We start from the raw sequence: 18,127 nt of genomic DNA on the forward strand, positions 1-18,127 counted from the left end.
CAAACGGGTTTTGACAAGGTTTTCACAAAGGGAGTGATGAAGGCCGGGAGATGTGAGGGGAACTGAACGCCCCTCTCCCCGGTAAGTTATTTGCGTGAGATGCGATCGATCTCTTGGCGCACGAGCCGTTCCACCACACTTGGCAGATGTTGGTCGAGCCAGCTTTTCAGCATCGGGCGCAGCATCTCAGCAACAAGGTCCTCCAGCGTACGGGCGTTCTTGGACAGCACCGTGTTGGCAAGACCGTTAAAGGCATTGGACACAACCTGGTCTGTTGCCGTTGAAATCAGAGTTTCAGCAGGATCTTTTGCAGTAGCCGCCGCAGGTTCAAGAATGTCATCCTGTTCTGTACTGCTCAATCCAAAGGCTTCCGGTCCCGGCTGATCAAGAAACGCGATGTCACCACCGTCGTCCTTGTCCTCATCCGCAAGGCCTTCAACCATCTTCAAGGAGGAGGTTTCCTCTTCGATCTTCTCTTTTTGTGTCAGCTCAAGAACCTCAGGTTCTTCCACCTTCACCTCTTCAGGCTCAGGCGCCGGAGCTGGCTCCATTTCCGCTGGCGCATCGTCAAAGAGTTTATCCAGATCGTCCTGTGATAGTTCACGACCCGCGTCCGCTTCACTTAATGCAGCATCTGTCATTTGCTCTGCGCCACTCGCTTCGTCATCCGAAATAATTTTGCGGATCGAGCTCAGGATATCCTCCATGGAAGGCTCGTTACCTTGAGAAACAGCTCCCATGTATGTACTCCACTTCTAAACGCGTCTAATCCGCCGGCTTTCCGACTCAGTTCATTAATAAATACTTACTCAAATATAAGAGAAAAGCCGCCCCACCTGACAGCCACAGAACGGGCAAAACGCCAATTCCCACAAGGAAAACTGGTACCCTCGCAAATCCGGGCAACAAAAAAGGGAGCACAACCGGCTCCCTTCTTCAAAATTTCGTTTTATCAGAGGAACTTAACGTCCGTCCGGAGTCCGCAGACCAATCCACTTATCACGTACCAGACGGTAGTGTTCGGTTGGATCATAACGCGCACCAGTCAAGCCAAGATTGTCGTAATCCAGACGACCGATGGAGGACAGAACGGCATAAGCAGCAACCACACGGTCACGCTGTGCGGTCACGAGAGTAACACGCGCATCAACCAGATCACTCTGAGTATCCAGAACATCGAGCGTGGTACGCTGACCAACACGCTGCTCTTCAATCACACCTTCCAGAGCCAGACGAGCTGCAGCAACCTGCGCTTCAGCCGCTGTGATAGATGCGATGGACGCATTCAGCTGACCCCAGGAAGAAATCGCTTGTGCGCGAATGCTATCACGGGAGACATCAACGAGGATCTCTGTACGACCCAGATCTTCTTTTGCCTGACGAACAACGGAGTACTCACTACCGTTCTGATAGATCGGAACAGTAATACGTCCGAAGATAGAAGCAGTACGGGTTGGCTTGCCTTCTACACCTGGAAGATTTGTATCGTTATAAGATAACGTACCTTGCACATCCGCAGTCGGAAGCAGTACCCCCTCAGCGGTTTTTACAGCGAACTGCGCTGCATCAACCATGAACTGAGAAGACTGAATGGAAGGATGCTCTTCCTGACCAATAGAGATCGCTGAAGAAACAGTTTTCGGCAGCAAGCTGGTGATATTGGTGCGTGCGCTCAGATTTTTCGGGTCAATGCCGATCACCTGACGGAAAATAGCACGGCTTGTGTTCAGGTTTGCCAGAGAGGTGTTCAGCGCAGACTGCGCACGGGCACGACCGGATTCAGCCTGAGAAACATCAGTACGTGTGCCCTCACCCACATTAAAGCGGTCTTTGGAGGCACGAACTTGCTCTTCCTGGAATTTCAAATCGCTCCGGCGTAAAGAAACAAGCGCGGTGTCGCGAATAACATCCATATAGGCTGTTGCAGCCTGAAACAGAGCAGTCTGTTCTGCAAAACGCAAATCTTCACGCTGAGCACGAACAATAGATTCAGCCTGACGCGTAGAGTTCACTGTCCGGAAACCACGAAACAACGGCTGCGTAGCTTGCACGGACAGAGAATATTGGTTGTTACCACGGTAAACACCACGCGCCTCTTGCCACTGATAACCATAGTTACCACTGGCAATAATCGATGGACGCCAACCAGCCAATGCCTGCGGCACGCCTTCATCTGTCGCACGAAGCTGCGCGCGTGATGCGTTCAATGTCGGGTTATTCTGATAGGTGGCAGCCAATGCCTCTTTAATAGAGAGAGCATTCGCGCCTTGAGCACTTACAAGCAAGCCGACTACTGCAACTGCACCCGCTAACGTTTTTCGAGAAACCACTTTTAATGCCTCAAACAAGGGTCAATCTTACGAACCGCAAACCCAACACGTTCGCCGAAAGGTATAACTTATTCGGCGTTTTCCGAAACCGGCGATCAAACCGATTTTGGAAAAAAATAAATACTGCGACGAACCAGCAACATCTTATCCAGAAATCTAACTAGCCCGAATGCAGAATATCATTCCCCGGAGGCACACTAATAGAACCATTAAGATTTTACTACCGTTTTTTCGCCCAATGATTGAGACGTGGATATCTCTACATCACCAAAGCAAACGGCAGCAGCAGCCCGCAGTTCCTATTTTACCCCACCGGAGTTGGGAGTGCTTTAAACCTGCATGACCAGAAAACTGTAATTCACGTCACGAAAAGGTAAACTCATTTCAACTTTTCACAGAAAAACAAAAAAGGCGAAGGTTCCCCCTCGCCTCATTTCAACTCACTAAGCGTGAAGTCAATTAAAATTCAAAGACTTCCGGCTTCTCAAAGCCGGGCAGCGCACTTGCATGCGCGTTAAATGCAAAGCGTGAGCTCACATTACCGCCGGACTTGGTGTAAAGCTTCGCAACGCCTGCATTGCTTTCACCCTCAACCACAACCAGACGACCTTCGTCTTTCATCTGCGCAGTCAAAGCTTCCGGCAGCTGCTCAACAGAACCGTTGACCAGAATAACATCGTAAGGCGCGTCAGCCGCATAGCCCTTCGCCAGATCACCATCAATCACCGCTGCGTTTTCAATACCCAGCTGCTCAAGATTCGCAGAGGCAGCCTCAGAAAGCGCCACATCAACCTCAAGACCAACAACAGATTCAGCAAGGTAAGAAACAACCGCCACACCGTAACCAGAAGCAGCACCAACAACCAGAACAACGTCCTTGTCTGTAATGTCAGCCAGCTGAACAAGACGGCCAAAGATATGCGGCTTGAGCATTTTGCGCTCGCCGTTTTCATCTACGGACACATCTTCATCGATGTAAGCCAACTCCTGCTGGTTTTCCGGAACGAACTTTTCGCGAGGCACCTTCCCCATCGCACCAATAATGCGCAGGTCTGTAATATCATTGGTCCGCAGCTGATTATCGACCATCAGTGTTCTTTGTTCCGCGAAGTTGACCATCCTGTCCTCACTGTCTCGCAAGATTCTTTGGCTGAGAAATATCGCTCATGCTTCACAAACACAAGCTGCCACATCCGTAAAAATAAACAGTACCCTCTGTTGTTTTTCCATTTTTCAATTTTGCAATGCAAATATGAGCTTTTTCGGAGAAATTTGACGAAGGTCATGTGCAACTCAGAAATTCATGAACTCAGGTAAACCCCATAGATTTCGGTGTTTTACACAAGAGTGATACCAGAATTGAAATTGCCCGCTTGACTATCCGCCCCAAATATCAGAAAAGCCCTCTCACACCACACGGGGCCTCTTGGCGGAGTGGTGACGCAGCGGATTGCAAATCCGTGTACGCCGGTTCGATTCCGGCAGAGGCCTCCACTTTTCTTCTCCACATCGATAGTTCGACTAATCAGCGCGCTCTGCGCGAACAATGTCGCTCGCCTTCTCATAATACTGGCGGTGCGTCGATCTTTACGTGTCCGACCTCCCGATGATGGCTTGGCTTGCCGGTCAGTTTGCTTCTGAAATTCAGATAAGCCGTATAAATCTCCGATTGCCTGCCCTTGATGCCCGGCAGTGAGCGCGCGTCCAGCCCTGACCATGGAAAGTACGGTGAGCGGCGCAGATCTCCGAAAAGACCGAGACGAACACCCGGGCGTGTTGCAATGCCCCGGCGGTGGAAGCCGTGCGTATCCGCAATCACCAGCGTGTTAGCTGGCACCGCAAAACTCACGGGCTCGCCATATCCCAATTTGCGAATTGTCCTTTCACTTGCCCGGAATGAGCCCGCTGCATGCATGCCATCGCTATGATGAACTGCATCAAGGCTTTGATCGAACTCCCATTCCCGTCGTTCAGGCGTATAGCGATGAGAGCCCGGCACGTAATGAAACGGCCCATCTTCTGCCTCTACATCCTTTAAAAACAGCCAGCATTTGGAGGTGGCGTGGAAGGTATCAATGTGAAAATCCGTCTGCGGGTCTTTCTGTGTCTTGTCCAGATCCCACAAAACCGCATGCAAAAACAGGATTGGATCCGCATTATAAGAGGCCACATAACGCATCGCCTTTTGCAGGAACGGGTCATGAACCACCTGCTGCAAGCCCGGTAGGTCCTTTAAAACAGATGGCGGCAATCCGATAAACCGTGTCACCGTTTTCCCCTGCCGCATCTCACTTGCAGCAAATTCGCGAGTGGCAATCTCGTCCTGAACCCGTTTCAAAACTTCAGAAGGCAGGAAATTCTCTTTCACCAGATAGCCATTGCGATGGAAGAACTGCCGATCGTCATCATTCAGGTAATGCGCCATCTGTCTCCGGCGCAGAGCCGCCATCCGCTCTGCCCAGGCAACGCGTTTGAGATAAAACCCGCGCTCATTCAGCCAGCGACTGCCGATAATTGGGTTCTTTTTGAAGGACTTCTGCCCCATCAATGCATCAACAGCCCAGATCGGACCCTTCAGAATTCGCAGCACATCCATCCCCTTCACGACCTCAAACACCACAGAACCTGTGCAGTACCCGGTACTCTGCGTTTCCGCGCAAGCATTTGCCAATTAAACTCAAGTGGCATGCGATTGCAGCACGGCTGATTTAAGGGGCAGCTTTCTATGAGCGATATAACTGACACATCAAAAAAACGCTCTGCGCCCGCACGTCGAAAAAAGAGACGGCGCAAGGCGGAGTTTGCCTCAGAAAACGAAATGTGCGCCCATTTCATCAGCAAGCTGCCAGAGGAATGGATCGCCTACCCTGAATGGGGCAACTGGGATATCCTTCTCGTCAGAAAGTCAGACGGTTTTCAAGTCGGTATAGAAGCCAAACTGCGCCTCAATGCCAAAGTCATTTCACAGTCCGCTGAAACCGCCTATCAGGCAGATAAACCCGGCCCGGATTGCAGAGCGATCCTGATCCCGAAAGGCTCAAATCTGGATTTCCAGCCCGTCTGCAACATTCTGCAGCTGCAAATCATTGAGATTGAGAGCGAAACCTCCAAAAGCCCGAGCACGGTCAATTGGTATCGCCCCAAACTGCCAAATCCGGATCGCGCGTCACCAGCTGGCAACTTCAAGGAGTTCTATCCCCTTGAACGGCTGGAACTGCCGGAGGTTATTCCTGTTGTTGAAGCCGGCAAACCTGCGCCAATCAAGCTGACACCATGGAAAATTAAAGCCATCAAGCTGGATGTCATCTTAAAAAAGCATGGCGTCGCCACCCGCAAGCTGTTCAAGGCCCTCAGCCTCAACACCACCCTCTTCCTCTCCTCTGGCAACGGCTGGATGCAAAAAGGAAACGCACGTGGGGAATGGCTGCGCGGCCCCAACTTTCCAGATTTCCGCGTGGGCTGCGAAGAAAACTACGACGAATTGGAAAAGCGCTACAAAACGTGGTCCAAAACCCTGCCGATGGACGACATCATCAAACAGGCAGCGACAGAAGAAGAACCTGTCGCGTAATCAGCACCAATACCCACGCCAAACAACACAGTTTCGCTTTACCCAAAAAGCTGCTACCTTACCCTTAGGTAAACCTAGCATCTGGGAGGGAGCGATGGTTTTCAAAACACGGGATCAAGCAGGCAATACCACCACATACAAGGACGCAAAGCGCTATTACTGGCTGATTGCCTATGCCAGCAGCAGCGTCACGCTGATCACGGTCGCGCTCTATGCCTACACGCTGGCCACTGCAACACTCTTCATCCCTCTCATTTACTTTTTCATCGTCATCCCAGGTCTGGACGCCTTGATCGGCGAAGATCCTTACAATCCACCTGATGACGTGCTCGCCCAAATGGCAGAAGATCCGTACTACAGTCGCCTGGTCCGCTGGCTGGTCCCTTATGCATGGATCAACCTATTTGCAGGTGTCTGGCTTGTTGGCACTTACGATCTTCCACTTTGGCTAATTGCCCTCTTCGCCTTTGGCAAAGGCCTGTTCGGCTCTGGCACAATCATGCTGGCTCATGAGCTTGGCCACAAAACCAACAAGACAGATCAATGGCTGGCCAAACTGGCGCTGGCGGTGGTTGGGTACGGCCATTTCTGCATAGAACACAATCGCGGCCACCACGTGCATGTTGCAACACCGGAAGACCCGGCAAGCGCACGCATGGGAGAAAGCATCTACGCCTTTGCCCTACGAGAAATCCCGGGCGCGTTTGTGAGAGGCTGGCAAAACGAAAAGGCTCGTCTCAATCGCAAGGGCCTTAGCACATTCTCACTCCAGAACGATATCCTGCAAGGCTATGCCATCACCCTGATTGTCTTTACCATCTGCACAGCCTTATTCGGCTGGAAGGTCCTTTTCTTACTGGTAATTCAAAGTGTTGTGGCCTGGTACGGCCTGACACAGGCCAACTATGTGGAGCACTACGGCTTGCTGCGTCAGAAGGATGAAAATGGCAAGTATGAGCGCTGCCAACCGCGCCATTCATGGAACACCAACCACATTTTTTCAAACCTCAGCACCTTCCATCTGCAGCGCCATTCAGACCATCACGCCAATCCTCTGCGCCCCTATCAAACGCTGCGAAACTTCCCTGATCTGCCCAGCCTGCCAAGCGGCTACCCCGGCTGCTTCGCTTTAGCTGCAATCCCCTCACTCTGGTACAAAACCATGGACCCCAAAGTGCTGGAATGGGCTGGCGGTGACCTCAACAAGACCAATCGCGTTGATGGCTATGAACCAATGGGAGTATCTGCTGCCAACACCTGTTGAAACCGGCAGAATTCCGCAGCGATTCATAGCATTCGCAAGGGCACCCCGCTAAAACATATGAGCAAGTTTGAGCGGGGTACGACCAATGCAACATGGTGGAGATCTTTCAAAGGCAATCGCCCAGTATGGCGGCACGCCTGAGGACTGGCTGGACCTCTCCACCGGCATCAATCCCGTGGCCTATCCGGCAGCAGAACACATCACCTTACGCGGCTTGACTGAGCTGCCAACGGAAGGCGCTGAAACCACGCTACTGGAAGCTGCAAGAACAGCTTATCGCGTCCCATCTCAGAGCGGCATTACAGCAGCCCCGGGGACACAGGCGATCATCACCGCCCTCCCATCTCTGCTCGGTGCGAACTCTTCCATCTCAATCGTCAGCCCCACCTATTCTTCCCACGAAGAAAGCTGGCAACAGGCTGGCGCTGATGTCCAAAAAATTTCCGCATCAGAGGCTCACAAGGCTTCGACCCAGCATCTGTTGCTGGTGAACCCGAACAATCCCAACGGCCATATCTTCACAAAAGAAGAACTCCTTCAGCTGGCAGAAAACCAGCAAAAGGCAGGCGGTTATCTGATTGTCGATGAAGCGTTCATGGACCTTTACCCGGATGCCTCAATCATTCCGGAGCTGGATGATCAGCCGATCCTCGCCTTACGCAGCTTCGGCAAGTTCTTCGGCCTCGCCGGTGTCCGTCTGGGCTTTCTGATAGGCCCAAAAGCGATTACAGCAAAACTGCAAAGCCAGCTTGGCAGCTGGGCCGTCTCCGGTCCTGCACTGGATATCGGCAGCGCAGCCCTTTCCGACCTGCGTTGGCAAGACGAAATGCGCACCTTTCTAAAGACAGAAATGGAAATCTTCAGCGCATCCCTGCAGCAGCTGAACCTGCCAATTGTCGGCCAAACAGATCTATACATTCTGATCGACCACCCAAACGCTCACGCATTGCATAAAGCACTGGCAAAGCAGCACATCTGGGCCCGCGTATTTGACTACTCTCCAAGCTGGATGCGCCTCGGCTTATCCGCCGACAAAGCCGCCCGGCAGAGGTTAACAGCCGCACTGAAACAGTCTCTGTCAGCGATCGAAAACCATGCTGTTCTTTGAGGATACGCTTTGGATCGTTCTGCTTGCGATCCTGCTGGATGCCGTGATTGGTGACCCAAACTGGCTCTGGTCCAGACTTCCGCATCCGGTCACGTTGTTTGGCAAGCAGATTTCCCAATTGGAAAGCTGGTACAACAAAACAAGTTTCTCAGCAAAACGACGCAAAACTAACGGTGTCATAACACTACTAAGCCTGATTGCCACAGCAGGTATCGTAGGCACCCTCCTCCAAACGACTTTGGAAGGAAGCGTCTTAGGCAACATCCTGCTGGCCTTGATCGGCATGACGTTGATCGCTCAAAAGAGTCTTTACGAACATGTCGCCAGAGTGCGCGATGCATTGAGGTACTCCGGTCTGACTGAAGCACGCGAACAGGTCTCTATGATCGTCGGTCGCAATCCGGAGTATCTGGATGAAGCTGGCGTCAGCAGAGCCGCGATTGAATCGTGTTCCGAAAACTTTTCAGATGGAGTGGTCGCGCCCATTTTCTGGTTCGCCGTGTTAGGCCTGCCGGGCCTGCTCATCTACAAAGCCGTCAACACCGCGGACAGCATGATCGGCCATAAAAACGAAACCTACGAAGACTTTGGCTGGGCCTCAGCCCGATTTGATGACCTGATCAACCTGCCAGCCTCACGCCTTTCCGGCCTACTCATCGTACTTTCTGCATTCATTTCAGGCCGTGCTTACAAAGCTGCCTTTACCACCATCATCAGAGAAGCAAAGAACCATCGCTCCCCCAACGCAGGTTGGCCAGAAGCAGCTATGGCAGGTGCACTGGGCATCGCTCTGGCAGGCCCCCGCCAATATACAGAGTATCGCGTAGAAGACCCCTTCATGAACGCCAGTGGCCGTAAAGCAGCAGATGCAGATGATATCGACGGCTCACTCAAACTCATGGGCATCTCCTGCGCCCTGTTGGTTCTGCTCATTGCTGCAATCGCGTGGTTCATCTAAACCCGCGACTGAGCAATCTCCCAAAGCGCATCCAGATCAAGATGCTTTTCCAGATGGTCTGCCAACGCGTCGAGAGCTTGCTCCACGCGGTGCTCATAGCCCAACTGCGAGGCAGCACCGAAGCCCTTCAGGAAAGCAGCTCGAAACGCATCAGAGCCAAAGATGCCATGTATGTAACAACCTGAAATCAGGCCGTCTTTCGAGATCGCACCATCCACATGATCGCCCAGATCAACAAAAGGCCGCGCACAGTCAGGCCCAGATGTCCGCCCCACATGGATCTCGTAGCCGGTTACAGCTTCACCGCTTGGAATATGCCGCCCGGTCTTCTCTGTGGTTTCCTTGTGAGGTGTCAGAACCGTCTCTACGTCCAACAAACCAAGACCATCAATAGACCCCGCCTCACCTTCAATCCCTTCCGGATCAGCTATGGTCTTGCCCAGCATCTGATAGCCACCGCAAATGCCAAGCACCTGACCGCCACGACGAACATGGGCGTATAGATCAATGTCCCACCCCTGAGCGCGGAAGAAGGCCAGATCGCCAATGGTGGACTTGGTGCCCGGCAGCAAAACCACATCCGCATCAGCTGGCAACACCTCGCCCGGCAGCACAAACTCCAGCGAAACATCGGCTTCCATTCGAAGCGGGTCCAGGTCATCAAAGTTGGCAATACGGCTGATGACGGGAACGACAACCTTCAGCTTGCCGCGACTGGTACTCTCTGAAAGGTCCAGCGCATCTTCCGCTGGCAGATCCATCACTTGCGGGAACCATGGCACTACGCCGTTGCAGGGCCAGCCGGTTTTGTCCTCAATAGCCGTCACACCTGAATCAAACAGTGAGGGTTCGCCTCTAAACTTATTGATCAAAAACGACTTTATGCGTTTCACCTCATCAGGTTCCAGCACCGCATGTGTGCCCACCAACGAGGCAATGACGCCGCCGCGGTCGATATCCCCGCACAACACCACCGGGATATCAGCAGCCTCTGCAAACCCCATGTTGGCGATATCCCCGCTGCGAAGGTTGATCTCTGCAGGCGATCCAGCCCCTTCCACCAGAACCAGATCAGCCTTTGATTCAACTTCAGCAAAACTCTCCATAACATACTGGATAAGCGTGCCTTTTTGCCGACCAAACTCCGCACCGCGCAGCGTTCCAAACCGCTTGCCTTGCACAATCACCTGAGAGCCACTGTCGCTTTCTGGCTTCAACAGCACAGGATTCATATGCACGCTTGTTGCAACTTTGGCCCCGCGCGCCTGCAGCGCCTGCGCACGCCCGATTTCCCCGCCATCGGCAGTAACGGCGGCGTTGTTGGACATGTTTTGCGGTTTGAACGGCTGAACGGAAAGGCCGCGGCGGGTGAAAGCGCGGGCCAATCCGGCCACAAGAACGCTTTTGCCCACGTTGGAACCCGTGCCCTGTATCATCAGGGCTGGCTTTCTTATCCCCTTGTCTGGTGAAGGCACGATTTAAAACTCAATCCCTTCCTGCGGCTTCACGCCAGAGCGGAACGGATGCTTGATCTGCCCCATCTCAGTCACAAGATCCGCAATCTCAATCAGCTCATCCTTGGCATTACGACCAGTGATAACCACATGAACATCCTCAGGTTTTTCATCACGCAGGTACGCAACAACCTCTTCAAGCGGAATGTATTCGTAACGCAATACAATGTTCAGCTCATCCAGCAGAACCATCTTATGTTCACGAGAGCTGATCAGCTCTTTCGCTGCATCCCAGGCAGCTCGCGCAGCAGAGATATCCCGCTGACGGTCCTGCGTTTCCCACGTAAAGCCTTCGCCCATGCGCTTGATGGTGACAAGATCGGAGAAGCGGTCCAGCGCCATGCGTTCGCCGGTCTCTAACCGGCCTTTCACGAACTGCACAACAGCAACTTTATGGCCGTGCCCAAGGCTGCGGAAGATCATGCCGAAACCAGCGGTGGACTTGCCTTTCCCCTTTCCGGTATGGACGATCAGCAATCCCTTCTCGATAGTTTTCGTCGCCATGATCTTGTCACGCGCAGCTTTCTTCTTGCGCATCTTTTCCGCGTGGCGGGCGTCCAGATCTGCTTCACTCATGTCTGTCTTCGTTACCATGTTATTCCCCTCCATCCATGAGTGCGCGTCGCAACTCTAACAAATCATCATAGGCGCTGTTTCGTTTTGGCACCCACATATCTCGTTGAATGACCTCTAAAAATCGCTCGGTCATTTCCAAAAGCGCTGCGGAATTCTTCTCCGCAATAAAGTCCCGCACCTCATCATCATAAAGATATGCATCATAGAGCTGATCGAAATGATGGTGCGAAACGGCATTGGTTGTCGCCCCAAAAGCAAAAAGATAATCCAGTGTCGCCGCCATCTCAAAAGCACCTTTATACCCGTGGCGCATGACACCGGCGATCCATTTTGGATTGGCAGCTCTCCCCCTGACAACCCGCCCGATTTCTTCCGAAAGCGTGCGAATGACAGGACGTTCAGGGCGGGAATGGTCGTTGTGGTAGATGTGTGGAGCATCGCCTTTCAGCGTTTCAACCGTCGCCGCCAGACCACCCTCGAACTGATAATAGTCATCAGAATCAAGGAGATCGTGCTCTCTGTTGTCCTGATTGTGAACCACTGCATCAGCTTGGGAAAGGCGGGTGACCAGATCTTCTTTGGCTTGCTCGCCTGACCTAGATCGGCCATAGGCATAGCCGCCCCATTCAAGGAAACTCTCCGCAAAATCAGCGCGCTTATCCCACAACCTCTCATCAATCAAAGCCTGCAGGCCAGCCCCATAAGCCCCTGGTTTACTGCCAAAAATCCGAGTAGACGCCCGCTTGCGCGCCTGCCCTTCATCAACGCCTTTGGCCAGTAATCCGCCAAGCTCAGTTTGGTACCGCGCCGCTAAGGGATTGGCATCTTCCGGTTCATCCAACTCTGAGATCGCAGCAACAGCAGCATCGAACAGATGTATGAGTTGCGGGAACGCATCGCGAAAAAAGCCGGAAATTCTGAGGGTTACGTCAACTCGGGGGCGCTGGAGTTCAGAAAGCGGAACAATCTCGAATCCCGTGACGCGGCCAGAGGCCTCTTCCCACACCGGACGGGCACCAATCAGAGCCAGTGCCTGAGCGATATCATCCCCACCGGTGCGCATATTTGCCGTTCCCCAGCAGCTCATGGCGATGCTTTGCAGCCACTCCCCGTGATCCTGAAAATGACGTAGTATCAATGCGCTAGCGCTTCTCTCACCCAGCTTCCAGGCAACCTTTGTGGGAACGGAGCGAACGTCAACAGAATAAAAGTTACGCCCGGTCGGCAACACGTCAGGACGACCACGGGACGGCGCACCTGACGGCCCAGGGAGGACAAACCGGCCCGCAAGGGAGGATAACACCCCCTTTACCTCAGCAGCGCCAGACGCATCCACATTGCGTGCAATCTCTTGGCTCAACGCCTCCAACACCGCAGAAGTCGCTGTAAACTCTGAAGGAACCGCCCGCGCACCAGAAACCAGCTCAAGCGCCAGCGCTTCCAGCCGCTCAACCGTGTCCCCGCAGCTGCGCCATGGAGCCTCTAACAGCTCCTGCAAAACCATTGGCCGCGCACTTTCCCATGCCTGCTCAAATGCACAGTCCAGCGGATCAAACCCAGCCAGATTCAAATCCTCAGCAAGTGCGCGTAACAGACTGTTCTCATGAGGCTTTTCACCACGCGGCACGCGTAGCAAGGCCACCAGCAACTCTGCTCGCTGCTCGCCCTTAGGAGACTGCCCAAGAATGTGCAGACCATCACGGATTTGAAGCTCTTTCAGGTCACAAAGATAGGCATCCAGCCGCGCCAGACGGGTGTCCTCATCCATATCGGAAGTCAGACCGATATCCTTGTCCATACCCTCACGGGCAGCAACGCCAAGTATCTCTTTTCCAAGTGCTTTCAGGCGGCGATGGTCCACGCCAGCCGCGATGTAATACTCATCCAGCAGCGCTTCCAGCTCCAAAGCGGAGCCGTGGCTTTCAGCGCGGGCCAGCGGAGGGGTAAGATGATCAATGATCACCGAGGATAACCGCCGCTTGGCCTGAGAACCCTCACCGGGGTCGTTGACGATGAAAGGATAGATGTTCGGCACCGGCCCAATCACCGCCTCCGGATAACAAGCCTCTGATAAGGCTAATGCTTTTCCGGGCAGCCATTCAAGGTTGCCGTGTTTGCCAAGGTGGATAAGTGCGTCCACCTCAAAGCTATCCCGCAGCCACATGTACCAGGCGAGGTAATGATGCGGCGGAACCAGCGCCGGATCGTGATAAGTCTCTTTCGGATCAATGTTGTAGCCGCGTGCAGGCTGAATACCGACGGTCACATTGCCATAAGTCTTGAGCGCCAGCTGGAACGACCCGTCCAAAACATGCGGATCATCCTCTGGTGCACCCCAGCGTTCCTCAATCCCCTCACGCACCGCCAAAGGCAGCTGAGAAAACAACTGCTTATAACGCTCCAGCGGCAACTCTTCCCCGCCTTTGCGTTGGTTTGCGTTGCTAAGTGCATTGGTAGGACCAGCCAGCAGATCCTCTATCAACGCTTCAGAAGAACCAGGCGCATTCTCAGCAACGCCATAACCTTCTGTTTTCATGGCAGAAAGAAGATGCGCGCAGGAAGCAGGCGTATCGAGCCCCACCCCGTTTGCTATACGCCCATCCTTGTTGGGATAGTTTGCGAGCACTATGCCAACTTTGCGCTCGATTGCGTTTTTGTGTTTCAGCCGCGCCCAATTGGCCGCCAGTGTCGCCACAAACTGCACCCGGTCCGGTTTTGGTACAAAACGAACAAGCGAACATTGTGTTTTGGTATCACGGCCACCTTCTTCCTTAAACGAGATCGCCCGCGTTAAAAGACGGCCATCAATTTCCGGCAGCACAACATGCATAGCAAGGTCACGCGGGGATAAGCCCTGATCACTCTCCGCCCAGCCCTCTTCAGAGGAGGACGACAGCACAATCTGCAGAACGCATGCACCTTTATTGTCCAGCACCGTGCCGGAATGAACAGCCCCTGCGTTTGATAGGGCAAAGGCCGTGGCGTTCAGAACCACATCAGGCGGGCACTCTTCAAACACGCTGGAAACAACTGCCGCGCATTCCGCCTGTTTCAGGCTCGCCACATAAAGCACAAGCGGATTAATCCCCTGTGCCTCTAGCTCATGACATAATGCCTGTACTGGCTCTATCGCCCCGCTTTGATAAAGCGCCCGATAAAACACGATGGCTGCAACAGGACGGCTCGGGTCTTTCCAGCTCGCCTGCACATCATCCAATGAAGGAAGCGAATGCCCTTGCAACATCAGCCCGGCCCGCGGCAACGCCATAGGCTCAGAAGGCGCTTCAACAGGCAGCTCGGCAATCTGCGCCGCATAAAGCAAAGCACCGGAAAGGTTCTCCGCGCCACCTTCAATCAGATAGCGCCACAACATCTGCGCAGTTTCCAGCGGCACGGTGGAGCGTTTGGCAAGCTCCTCATCCCACTTGTCATCCCCCGGCAGCAGAACCAGCTTCACACCTTCAGCACGGGCGACCGCTTCCAGCCGCTCAACGCCGTAGCGCCAGTATTCAACGCCGCCCAACAGGCGCACCACCACAAGTTTTGAGGCTTGAATGCACTGCTCAATATAAAGGTCAACAGAGTACGGATGGGACAGCGCCAGAAAACTGGCAAGCCGCAGGGAGTAGCCCTCATGCTGGGCATGGGCCGCCGCAAGGCCAGCAAGCTCTGTGTCCGCTGCGCTTAAAAACACAACATCCGCAGGCGTCTGCCCCAGATCGACAGCCTCTTCTCCATCATCCAATCGGCGTGATTGCCCAACAAGTACGTGCATCAGGCAGAAACCAACTCAAATTCACTCAGCGCAGCATTCACACTGTGCTTGTCCAATCCTGCAAGACCAATCACAACCAGCTTGGAATGGCTTTCACTGCCAGCCGCAAACCAGGCTTCCACACGTGGGCCAACCGCCTGCACCAGCACCGGCGCCACTTTGCCTTCCACCACCACACTGCCTTTAATCCGCAGCACGCCGGAAACCTTCATGGCCGCCTCCACCTGAGCTTTCACCTCCTCAATGGAGGCAAACCGGCGGGTTGGCAGCACAAAGCTCTCAAAGTCATCATGGGAATGATCGTGATGATGATGGTGGTCGTGGTCGTGGTCGTGGTCGTGGTCGTGGTCGTGGTCGTGAGCATGCTGCGCTTCATGGTGAGAAAGACGCAAGTCCATATCATCCTCAGCCCCGGCATCCCGGCCCAGCAGAACATCCAGCGCCAGCTCTCCATGAGAGGCAGCCACAATCTCAACCCCATCGCGCAAACGACCACTGATGGTCGCCTTCACAGCGGAAAGCTCTTCCTCAGTCAAAAGATCAGCTTTGGAAAGCACAACAAGATCGGCGCAGGTCAGCTGGTCAGCAAACAGCTCCTCCACCGGGCTTTCGTGGTCCAGCGCCTCATCTGCAGCACGCTGCGCCGCAACCGCTTCTTCATCAGAAGCAACCTTGCCAGCAGCAACAGCAGGCGCATCCACCACAGTCACCACACTATCAACGGTGACGCGCGGTTTCACGGAAGGCCAGTTGAACGCCCGCACCAAGGGCTGCGGCAGCGCCAGACCAGAGGTTTCAATCACGATCACATCCGGTGCCTGCTCCCGCTCCAGAAGCATTTCCATAGTTGGCAGAAAATCATCCGCCACCGTGCAGCAGATGCAGCCATTGGCCAGCTCCACCACCTCATCCGCAGAACAATCCGGATCAGCACAGCCATTGACCAGCGATCCATCAAAACCCATCTCGCCAAATTCGTTGACGATGAGCGCAATGCGCTTGTCCTGAGCCTTCATCAAAAGGTTGCGGACCAATGTGGTTTTTCCGGCACCCAGAAAACCAGTGATAATGACGGCAGGAATTTTTTTGGAAGGCGCAGCAAAAGAAACAGTCATAGGGAAATCTCCGGAAAAACAGCAGGCTTCAGCTGCAACGGTTGACCGGCAGCAACAAACATCACGTAGTGGCAAAACTCAGCGATACGCTGGTTGAGGCGCCCGGCCTCATCACGAAAGGCGCGGGCCATGGCGTTTTCAGGCACGATGCCCATGCCCACCTCATTGCCAACAAACACAACGGGGCATGGCAAATCGGAGAGCACAGCACGCAGCTGTTCAAGCTCAACGCTCCAGTCCCGCTCGGCATGCATAAGGTTGGAAAGCCAAAGCGTCAGGCAATCAACGAGGATGGCGCGCTCCGCATGGGCATGCTCTTTCAGCACGCGCACAAGCTCCAGCGGCTCCTCAACAGTGTCCCAAAGGTCGCCCCGCTGCATCTTATGATGCGCGATACGTTCCTCCATTTCACCGTCAAAGGCCTGGCCTGTCGCAATATAAGTCGGGCGTCGCCCGCTGCTTAAAACCAGCTTTTCCGCATATGCGCTTTTCCCGGAACGAGCACCGCCCGTTACGAGACAATGACGAACGCAAAGGTCGCCGCTCTGTTCAGCCATCTGGGTTAGCTGATCAGCAAGCGCGTGGAAGCCGAAGCTTCACTCAAAGAATATGAAAGTACAGCAGCTGTCTCGCACGGAAACAGGGAAATATGTGTCATGAGCACCTCTCGCCGTCCACCCGACAGCAGTCCTATGTCAAATCATATCTCCAGCCGGTCTCCTGGCTTGCGGCTCTGTCGATCACAGCCCCTTCCCAGCCTCCAAAAAGGCCAGTGGGATTATCGCAATGATCTCGCCGCTCACAGTTGCGGGGGCAGCTGCGGCTTACTTCCATATATATGGAACCGCATTCCCGTTTAATCCTTCCGCCTGAAAGCCTCGGCACAGACGAAAAGAAACTGGAGTTCTGGGCTTAAGTGTGGGGCGCAATCAGCTCCCCTGTCAATTGTCTTTGTGAGGATTCCAACATCACCGGAAAATCAAACCCGCAAAATCCGCGGTTTTTGGAGATTTCTGGCTAACCCCCTTGGATATCTCAATAAAAAAAACGAGAAACTGTCCACAAATCGAAAAATTCCTAAAAAACGACTTGGCAAACACACCATGCCTCTGTAAAAGCCTCCTCACGCAAACGGCGAGGCAAACTCGCAAGGGTGTCATGATCCCCGGTAGCTCAGTGGTAGAGCAAGCGGCTGTTAACCGCTTGGTCGCTGGTTCGAATCCGGCCCGGGGAGCCATCCTTTCTCGTTTGCAGCCATAACGGCAAGATCATCGTGATCCCCGGTAGCTCAGTGGTAGAGCAAGCGGCTGTTAACCGCTTGGTCGCTGGTTCGAATCCGGCCCGGGGAGCCACTTTTCTTGATTGCAGCCAAATGGCGAGGACATCGTGATCCCCGGTAGCTCAGTGGTAGAGCAAGCGGCTGTTAACCGCTTGGTCGCTGGTTCGAATCCGGCCCGGGGAGCCATCCTTTCTCAAAATTCCCCTCTCCTTTAAATCAGCGTTTCATCTCACAGAATTCGTACGCGTGCGTCTAACCCTACAATAATAAAAACAGTGGGTAGAAAACCATGTTCACGCGCAGCGAAACCGCAGCACTGGCAAGTGCCGCAGGCCGAAGAAACGGAGTCCATCTGGGTAGAACTCTCTTCCGCACAAAAGCGGAGGCACTCCATTTCGCGGCAAAACTCACCCTGATCCTGCATATGGCGACCAACTAGCCGAGCGACGCCTCCCCAAATTATCGGGGAGTTCATAAGCAGGGAGAGCTGTGCATATCACGCAGCACTTAAAACAGCCCGTATCAGGCAGATGCACCCCACACAAAAGGGGCAGAAATGAAGCGCTGTTCTTTCAAAAGCTTAAGCCACTTGAAAAAATAAGTGATTTTTTTGCCAATGAGAGAAACTGAGATGCTC

At 53.6% G+C, this 18,127-nt stretch carries 14 protein-coding genes, 4 tRNA genes and 1 riboswitch; of the genes, 9 read left to right on the forward strand and 9 right to left on the reverse strand.

Annotated elements, in window-relative coordinates:
• Positions 1-86: 86 nt before the first annotated feature.
• The 3 genes from AC3CB2_RS07145 to AC3CB2_RS07155 form a co-directional block, all read right to left on the reverse strand.
• Positions 87-740 carry a PopZ family protein gene (locus AC3CB2_RS07145; RefSeq protein ID WP_352929711.1) on the reverse strand — a complete coding sequence of 218 codons (654 nt, stop codon included), beginning with the start codon at positions 738-740 and terminating at the stop codon, positions 87-89.
• Between the two features lie 222 nt (positions 741-962).
• Positions 963-2,330, reverse strand: coding sequence for a TolC family outer membrane protein (locus AC3CB2_RS07150; RefSeq protein ID WP_352929708.1), 1,368 nt, complete (start codon positions 2,328-2,330; stop codon positions 963-965).
• A gap of 459 nt (positions 2,331-2,789) precedes the next feature.
• On the reverse strand, positions 2,790-3,449 hold the full coding sequence (locus AC3CB2_RS07155; protein ID WP_008546544.1) for a protein-L-isoaspartate O-methyltransferase family protein: 660 nt from the start codon (positions 3,447-3,449) through the stop codon (positions 2,790-2,792).
• Between the two features lie 301 nt (positions 3,450-3,750).
• Between AC3CB2_RS07155 and AC3CB2_RS07160 the strand changes: the two genes are divergently transcribed.
• Positions 3,751-3,824 (forward strand) — tRNA-Cys (locus AC3CB2_RS07160).
• Between the two features lie 67 nt (positions 3,825-3,891).
• On the opposite strand, the gene AC3CB2_RS07165 is transcribed toward AC3CB2_RS07160, so the two are convergent.
• Positions 3,892-5,001, reverse strand: a complete 1,110-nt coding sequence (locus tag AC3CB2_RS07165; RefSeq protein ID WP_352929705.1) for a phytanoyl-CoA dioxygenase family protein — start codon at positions 4,999-5,001, stop codon at positions 3,892-3,894.
• Positions 5,002-5,055: 54 nt separating this feature from the next.
• Between AC3CB2_RS07165 and AC3CB2_RS07170 the strand changes: the two genes are divergently transcribed.
• From AC3CB2_RS07170 to cbiB, 4 genes are all read left to right on the forward strand, one after another.
• The gene (locus tag AC3CB2_RS07170; protein WP_352929702.1) at positions 5,056-5,901 is read left to right on the forward strand and encodes a hypothetical protein; all 846 of its coding nucleotides are present in this window, start codon (positions 5,056-5,058) and stop codon (positions 5,899-5,901) included.
• Positions 5,902-5,995: 94 nt separating this feature from the next.
• The gene (locus tag AC3CB2_RS07175) at positions 5,996-7,165 is read left to right on the forward strand and encodes an alkane 1-monooxygenase (RefSeq protein ID WP_352929699.1); all 1,170 of its coding nucleotides are present in this window, start codon (positions 5,996-5,998) and stop codon (positions 7,163-7,165) included.
• Positions 7,166-7,250: 85 nt separating this feature from the next.
• Positions 7,251-8,273, forward strand: a complete 1,023-nt coding sequence (gene cobD, locus AC3CB2_RS07180; RefSeq protein WP_352929696.1) for a threonine-phosphate decarboxylase CobD — start codon at positions 7,251-7,253, stop codon at positions 8,271-8,273.
• Positions 8,260-9,231 carry an adenosylcobinamide-phosphate synthase CbiB gene (gene cbiB, locus AC3CB2_RS07185; RefSeq protein ID WP_352929693.1) on the forward strand — a complete coding sequence of 324 codons (972 nt, stop codon included), beginning with the start codon at positions 8,260-8,262 and terminating at the stop codon, positions 9,229-9,231. Before cobD ends, cbiB begins: the two co-directional genes overlap by 14 nt.
• Here cbiB and AC3CB2_RS07190 read toward each other — a convergent pair.
• Genes AC3CB2_RS07190 through cobU form a run of 5 tightly spaced genes read right to left on the reverse strand, consistent with a single transcriptional unit; the run spans position 9,228 to position 16,768 of the window.
• Entirely contained in the window at positions 9,228-10,667 is a 1,440-nt protein-coding gene (locus tag AC3CB2_RS07190) for a cobyric acid synthase (RefSeq protein ID WP_352929690.1), read from the reverse strand. The two genes, cbiB and AC3CB2_RS07190, sit on opposite strands and share 4 nt — an antisense overlap.
• A 42-nt stretch (positions 10,668-10,709) precedes the next feature.
• Complete coding sequence (gene cobO, locus AC3CB2_RS07195; RefSeq protein WP_008546500.1) at positions 10,710-11,339, reverse strand: cob(I)yrinic acid a,c-diamide adenosyltransferase; 630 nt, start codon at positions 11,337-11,339, stop codon at positions 10,710-10,712.
• A 1-nt stretch (position 11,340) separates the two neighbouring features.
• Positions 11,341-15,096, reverse strand: a complete 3,756-nt coding sequence (cobN, locus tag AC3CB2_RS07200; RefSeq protein ID WP_352929687.1) for a cobaltochelatase subunit CobN — start codon at positions 15,094-15,096, stop codon at positions 11,341-11,343.
• Positions 15,096-16,211: a cobalamin biosynthesis protein CobW gene (gene cobW / locus AC3CB2_RS07205; RefSeq protein WP_352929684.1), complete on the reverse strand. Its 1,116-nt coding sequence runs from the start codon at positions 16,209-16,211 to the stop codon at positions 15,096-15,098. Before cobW ends, cobN begins: the two co-directional genes overlap by 1 nt.
• A complete protein-coding gene (cobU, locus tag AC3CB2_RS07210) occupies positions 16,208-16,768 on the reverse strand; it encodes a bifunctional adenosylcobinamide kinase/adenosylcobinamide-phosphate guanylyltransferase (protein ID WP_352929681.1) in 561 nt (186 codons plus the stop codon). The genes cobW and cobU overlap by 4 nt, the downstream gene beginning before the upstream one ends.
• 136 nt (positions 16,769-16,904) lie before the next feature.
• Positions 16,905-17,115, reverse strand: a riboswitch (cobalamin riboswitch).
• A gap of 258 nt (positions 17,116-17,373) precedes the next feature.
• On the opposite strand from cobU, the gene AC3CB2_RS07215 reads away from it, so the two are divergent.
• The 4 genes from AC3CB2_RS07215 (at position 17,374) to AC3CB2_RS07230 (ending at position 17,929) form a co-directional block, all read left to right on the forward strand.
• Positions 17,374-17,448 (forward strand) — tRNA-Asn (locus tag AC3CB2_RS07215).
• Positions 17,449-17,488: 40 nt separating this feature from the next.
• Positions 17,489-17,563 (forward strand) — tRNA-Asn (locus AC3CB2_RS07220).
• A 38-nt stretch (positions 17,564-17,601) separates the two neighbouring features.
• Positions 17,602-17,676: transfer RNA gene (locus AC3CB2_RS07225), tRNA-Asn, on the forward strand.
• Positions 17,677-17,779: 103 nt separating this feature from the next.
• Positions 17,780-17,929: a hypothetical protein gene (locus AC3CB2_RS07230; protein WP_008546290.1), complete on the forward strand. Its 150-nt coding sequence runs from the start codon at positions 17,780-17,782 to the stop codon at positions 17,927-17,929.
• The last annotated feature ends 198 nt before the right edge of the window (positions 17,930-18,127 follow it).

Source organism: Pseudovibrio sp. SCP20, assembly GCF_057774105.1.

Coding starts and splice junctions, on each gene's coding strand:
- AC3CB2_RS07190 (WP_352929690.1), bottom strand. CDS start 10,667: ATGATACAGGGCACGGGTTCCAACGTGGGCAAAAGCGTTCTTGTGGCC.
- cobO (WP_008546500.1), bottom strand. CDS start 11,339: ATGGTAACGAAGACAGACATGAGTGAAGCAGATCTGGACGCCCGCCAC.
- AC3CB2_RS07155 (WP_008546544.1), bottom strand. CDS start 3,449: ATGGTCAACTTCGCGGAACAAAGAACACTGATGGTCGATAATCAGCTG.
- AC3CB2_RS07145 (WP_352929711.1), bottom strand. CDS start 740: ATGGGAGCTGTTTCTCAAGGTAACGAGCCTTCCATGGAGGATATCCTG.
- cobD (WP_352929696.1), top strand. CDS start 7,251: ATGCAACATGGTGGAGATCTTTCAAAGGCAATCGCCCAGTATGGCGGC.
- AC3CB2_RS07170 (WP_352929702.1), top strand. CDS start 5,056: ATGAGCGATATAACTGACACATCAAAAAAACGCTCTGCGCCCGCACGT.
- AC3CB2_RS07175 (WP_352929699.1), top strand. CDS start 5,996: ATGGTTTTCAAAACACGGGATCAAGCAGGCAATACCACCACATACAAG.
- cobW (WP_352929684.1), bottom strand. CDS start 16,211: ATGACTGTTTCTTTTGCTGCGCCTTCCAAAAAAATTCCTGCCGTCATT.
- AC3CB2_RS07230 (WP_008546290.1), top strand. CDS start 17,780: ATGTTCACGCGCAGCGAAACCGCAGCACTGGCAAGTGCCGCAGGCCGA.
- cobU (WP_352929681.1), bottom strand. CDS start 16,768: ATGGCTGAACAGAGCGGCGACCTTTGCGTTCGTCATTGTCTCGTAACG.
- cbiB (WP_352929693.1), top strand. CDS start 8,260: ATGCTGTTCTTTGAGGATACGCTTTGGATCGTTCTGCTTGCGATCCTG.
- cobN (WP_352929687.1), bottom strand. CDS start 15,096: ATGCACGTACTTGTTGGGCAATCACGCCGATTGGATGATGGAGAAGAG.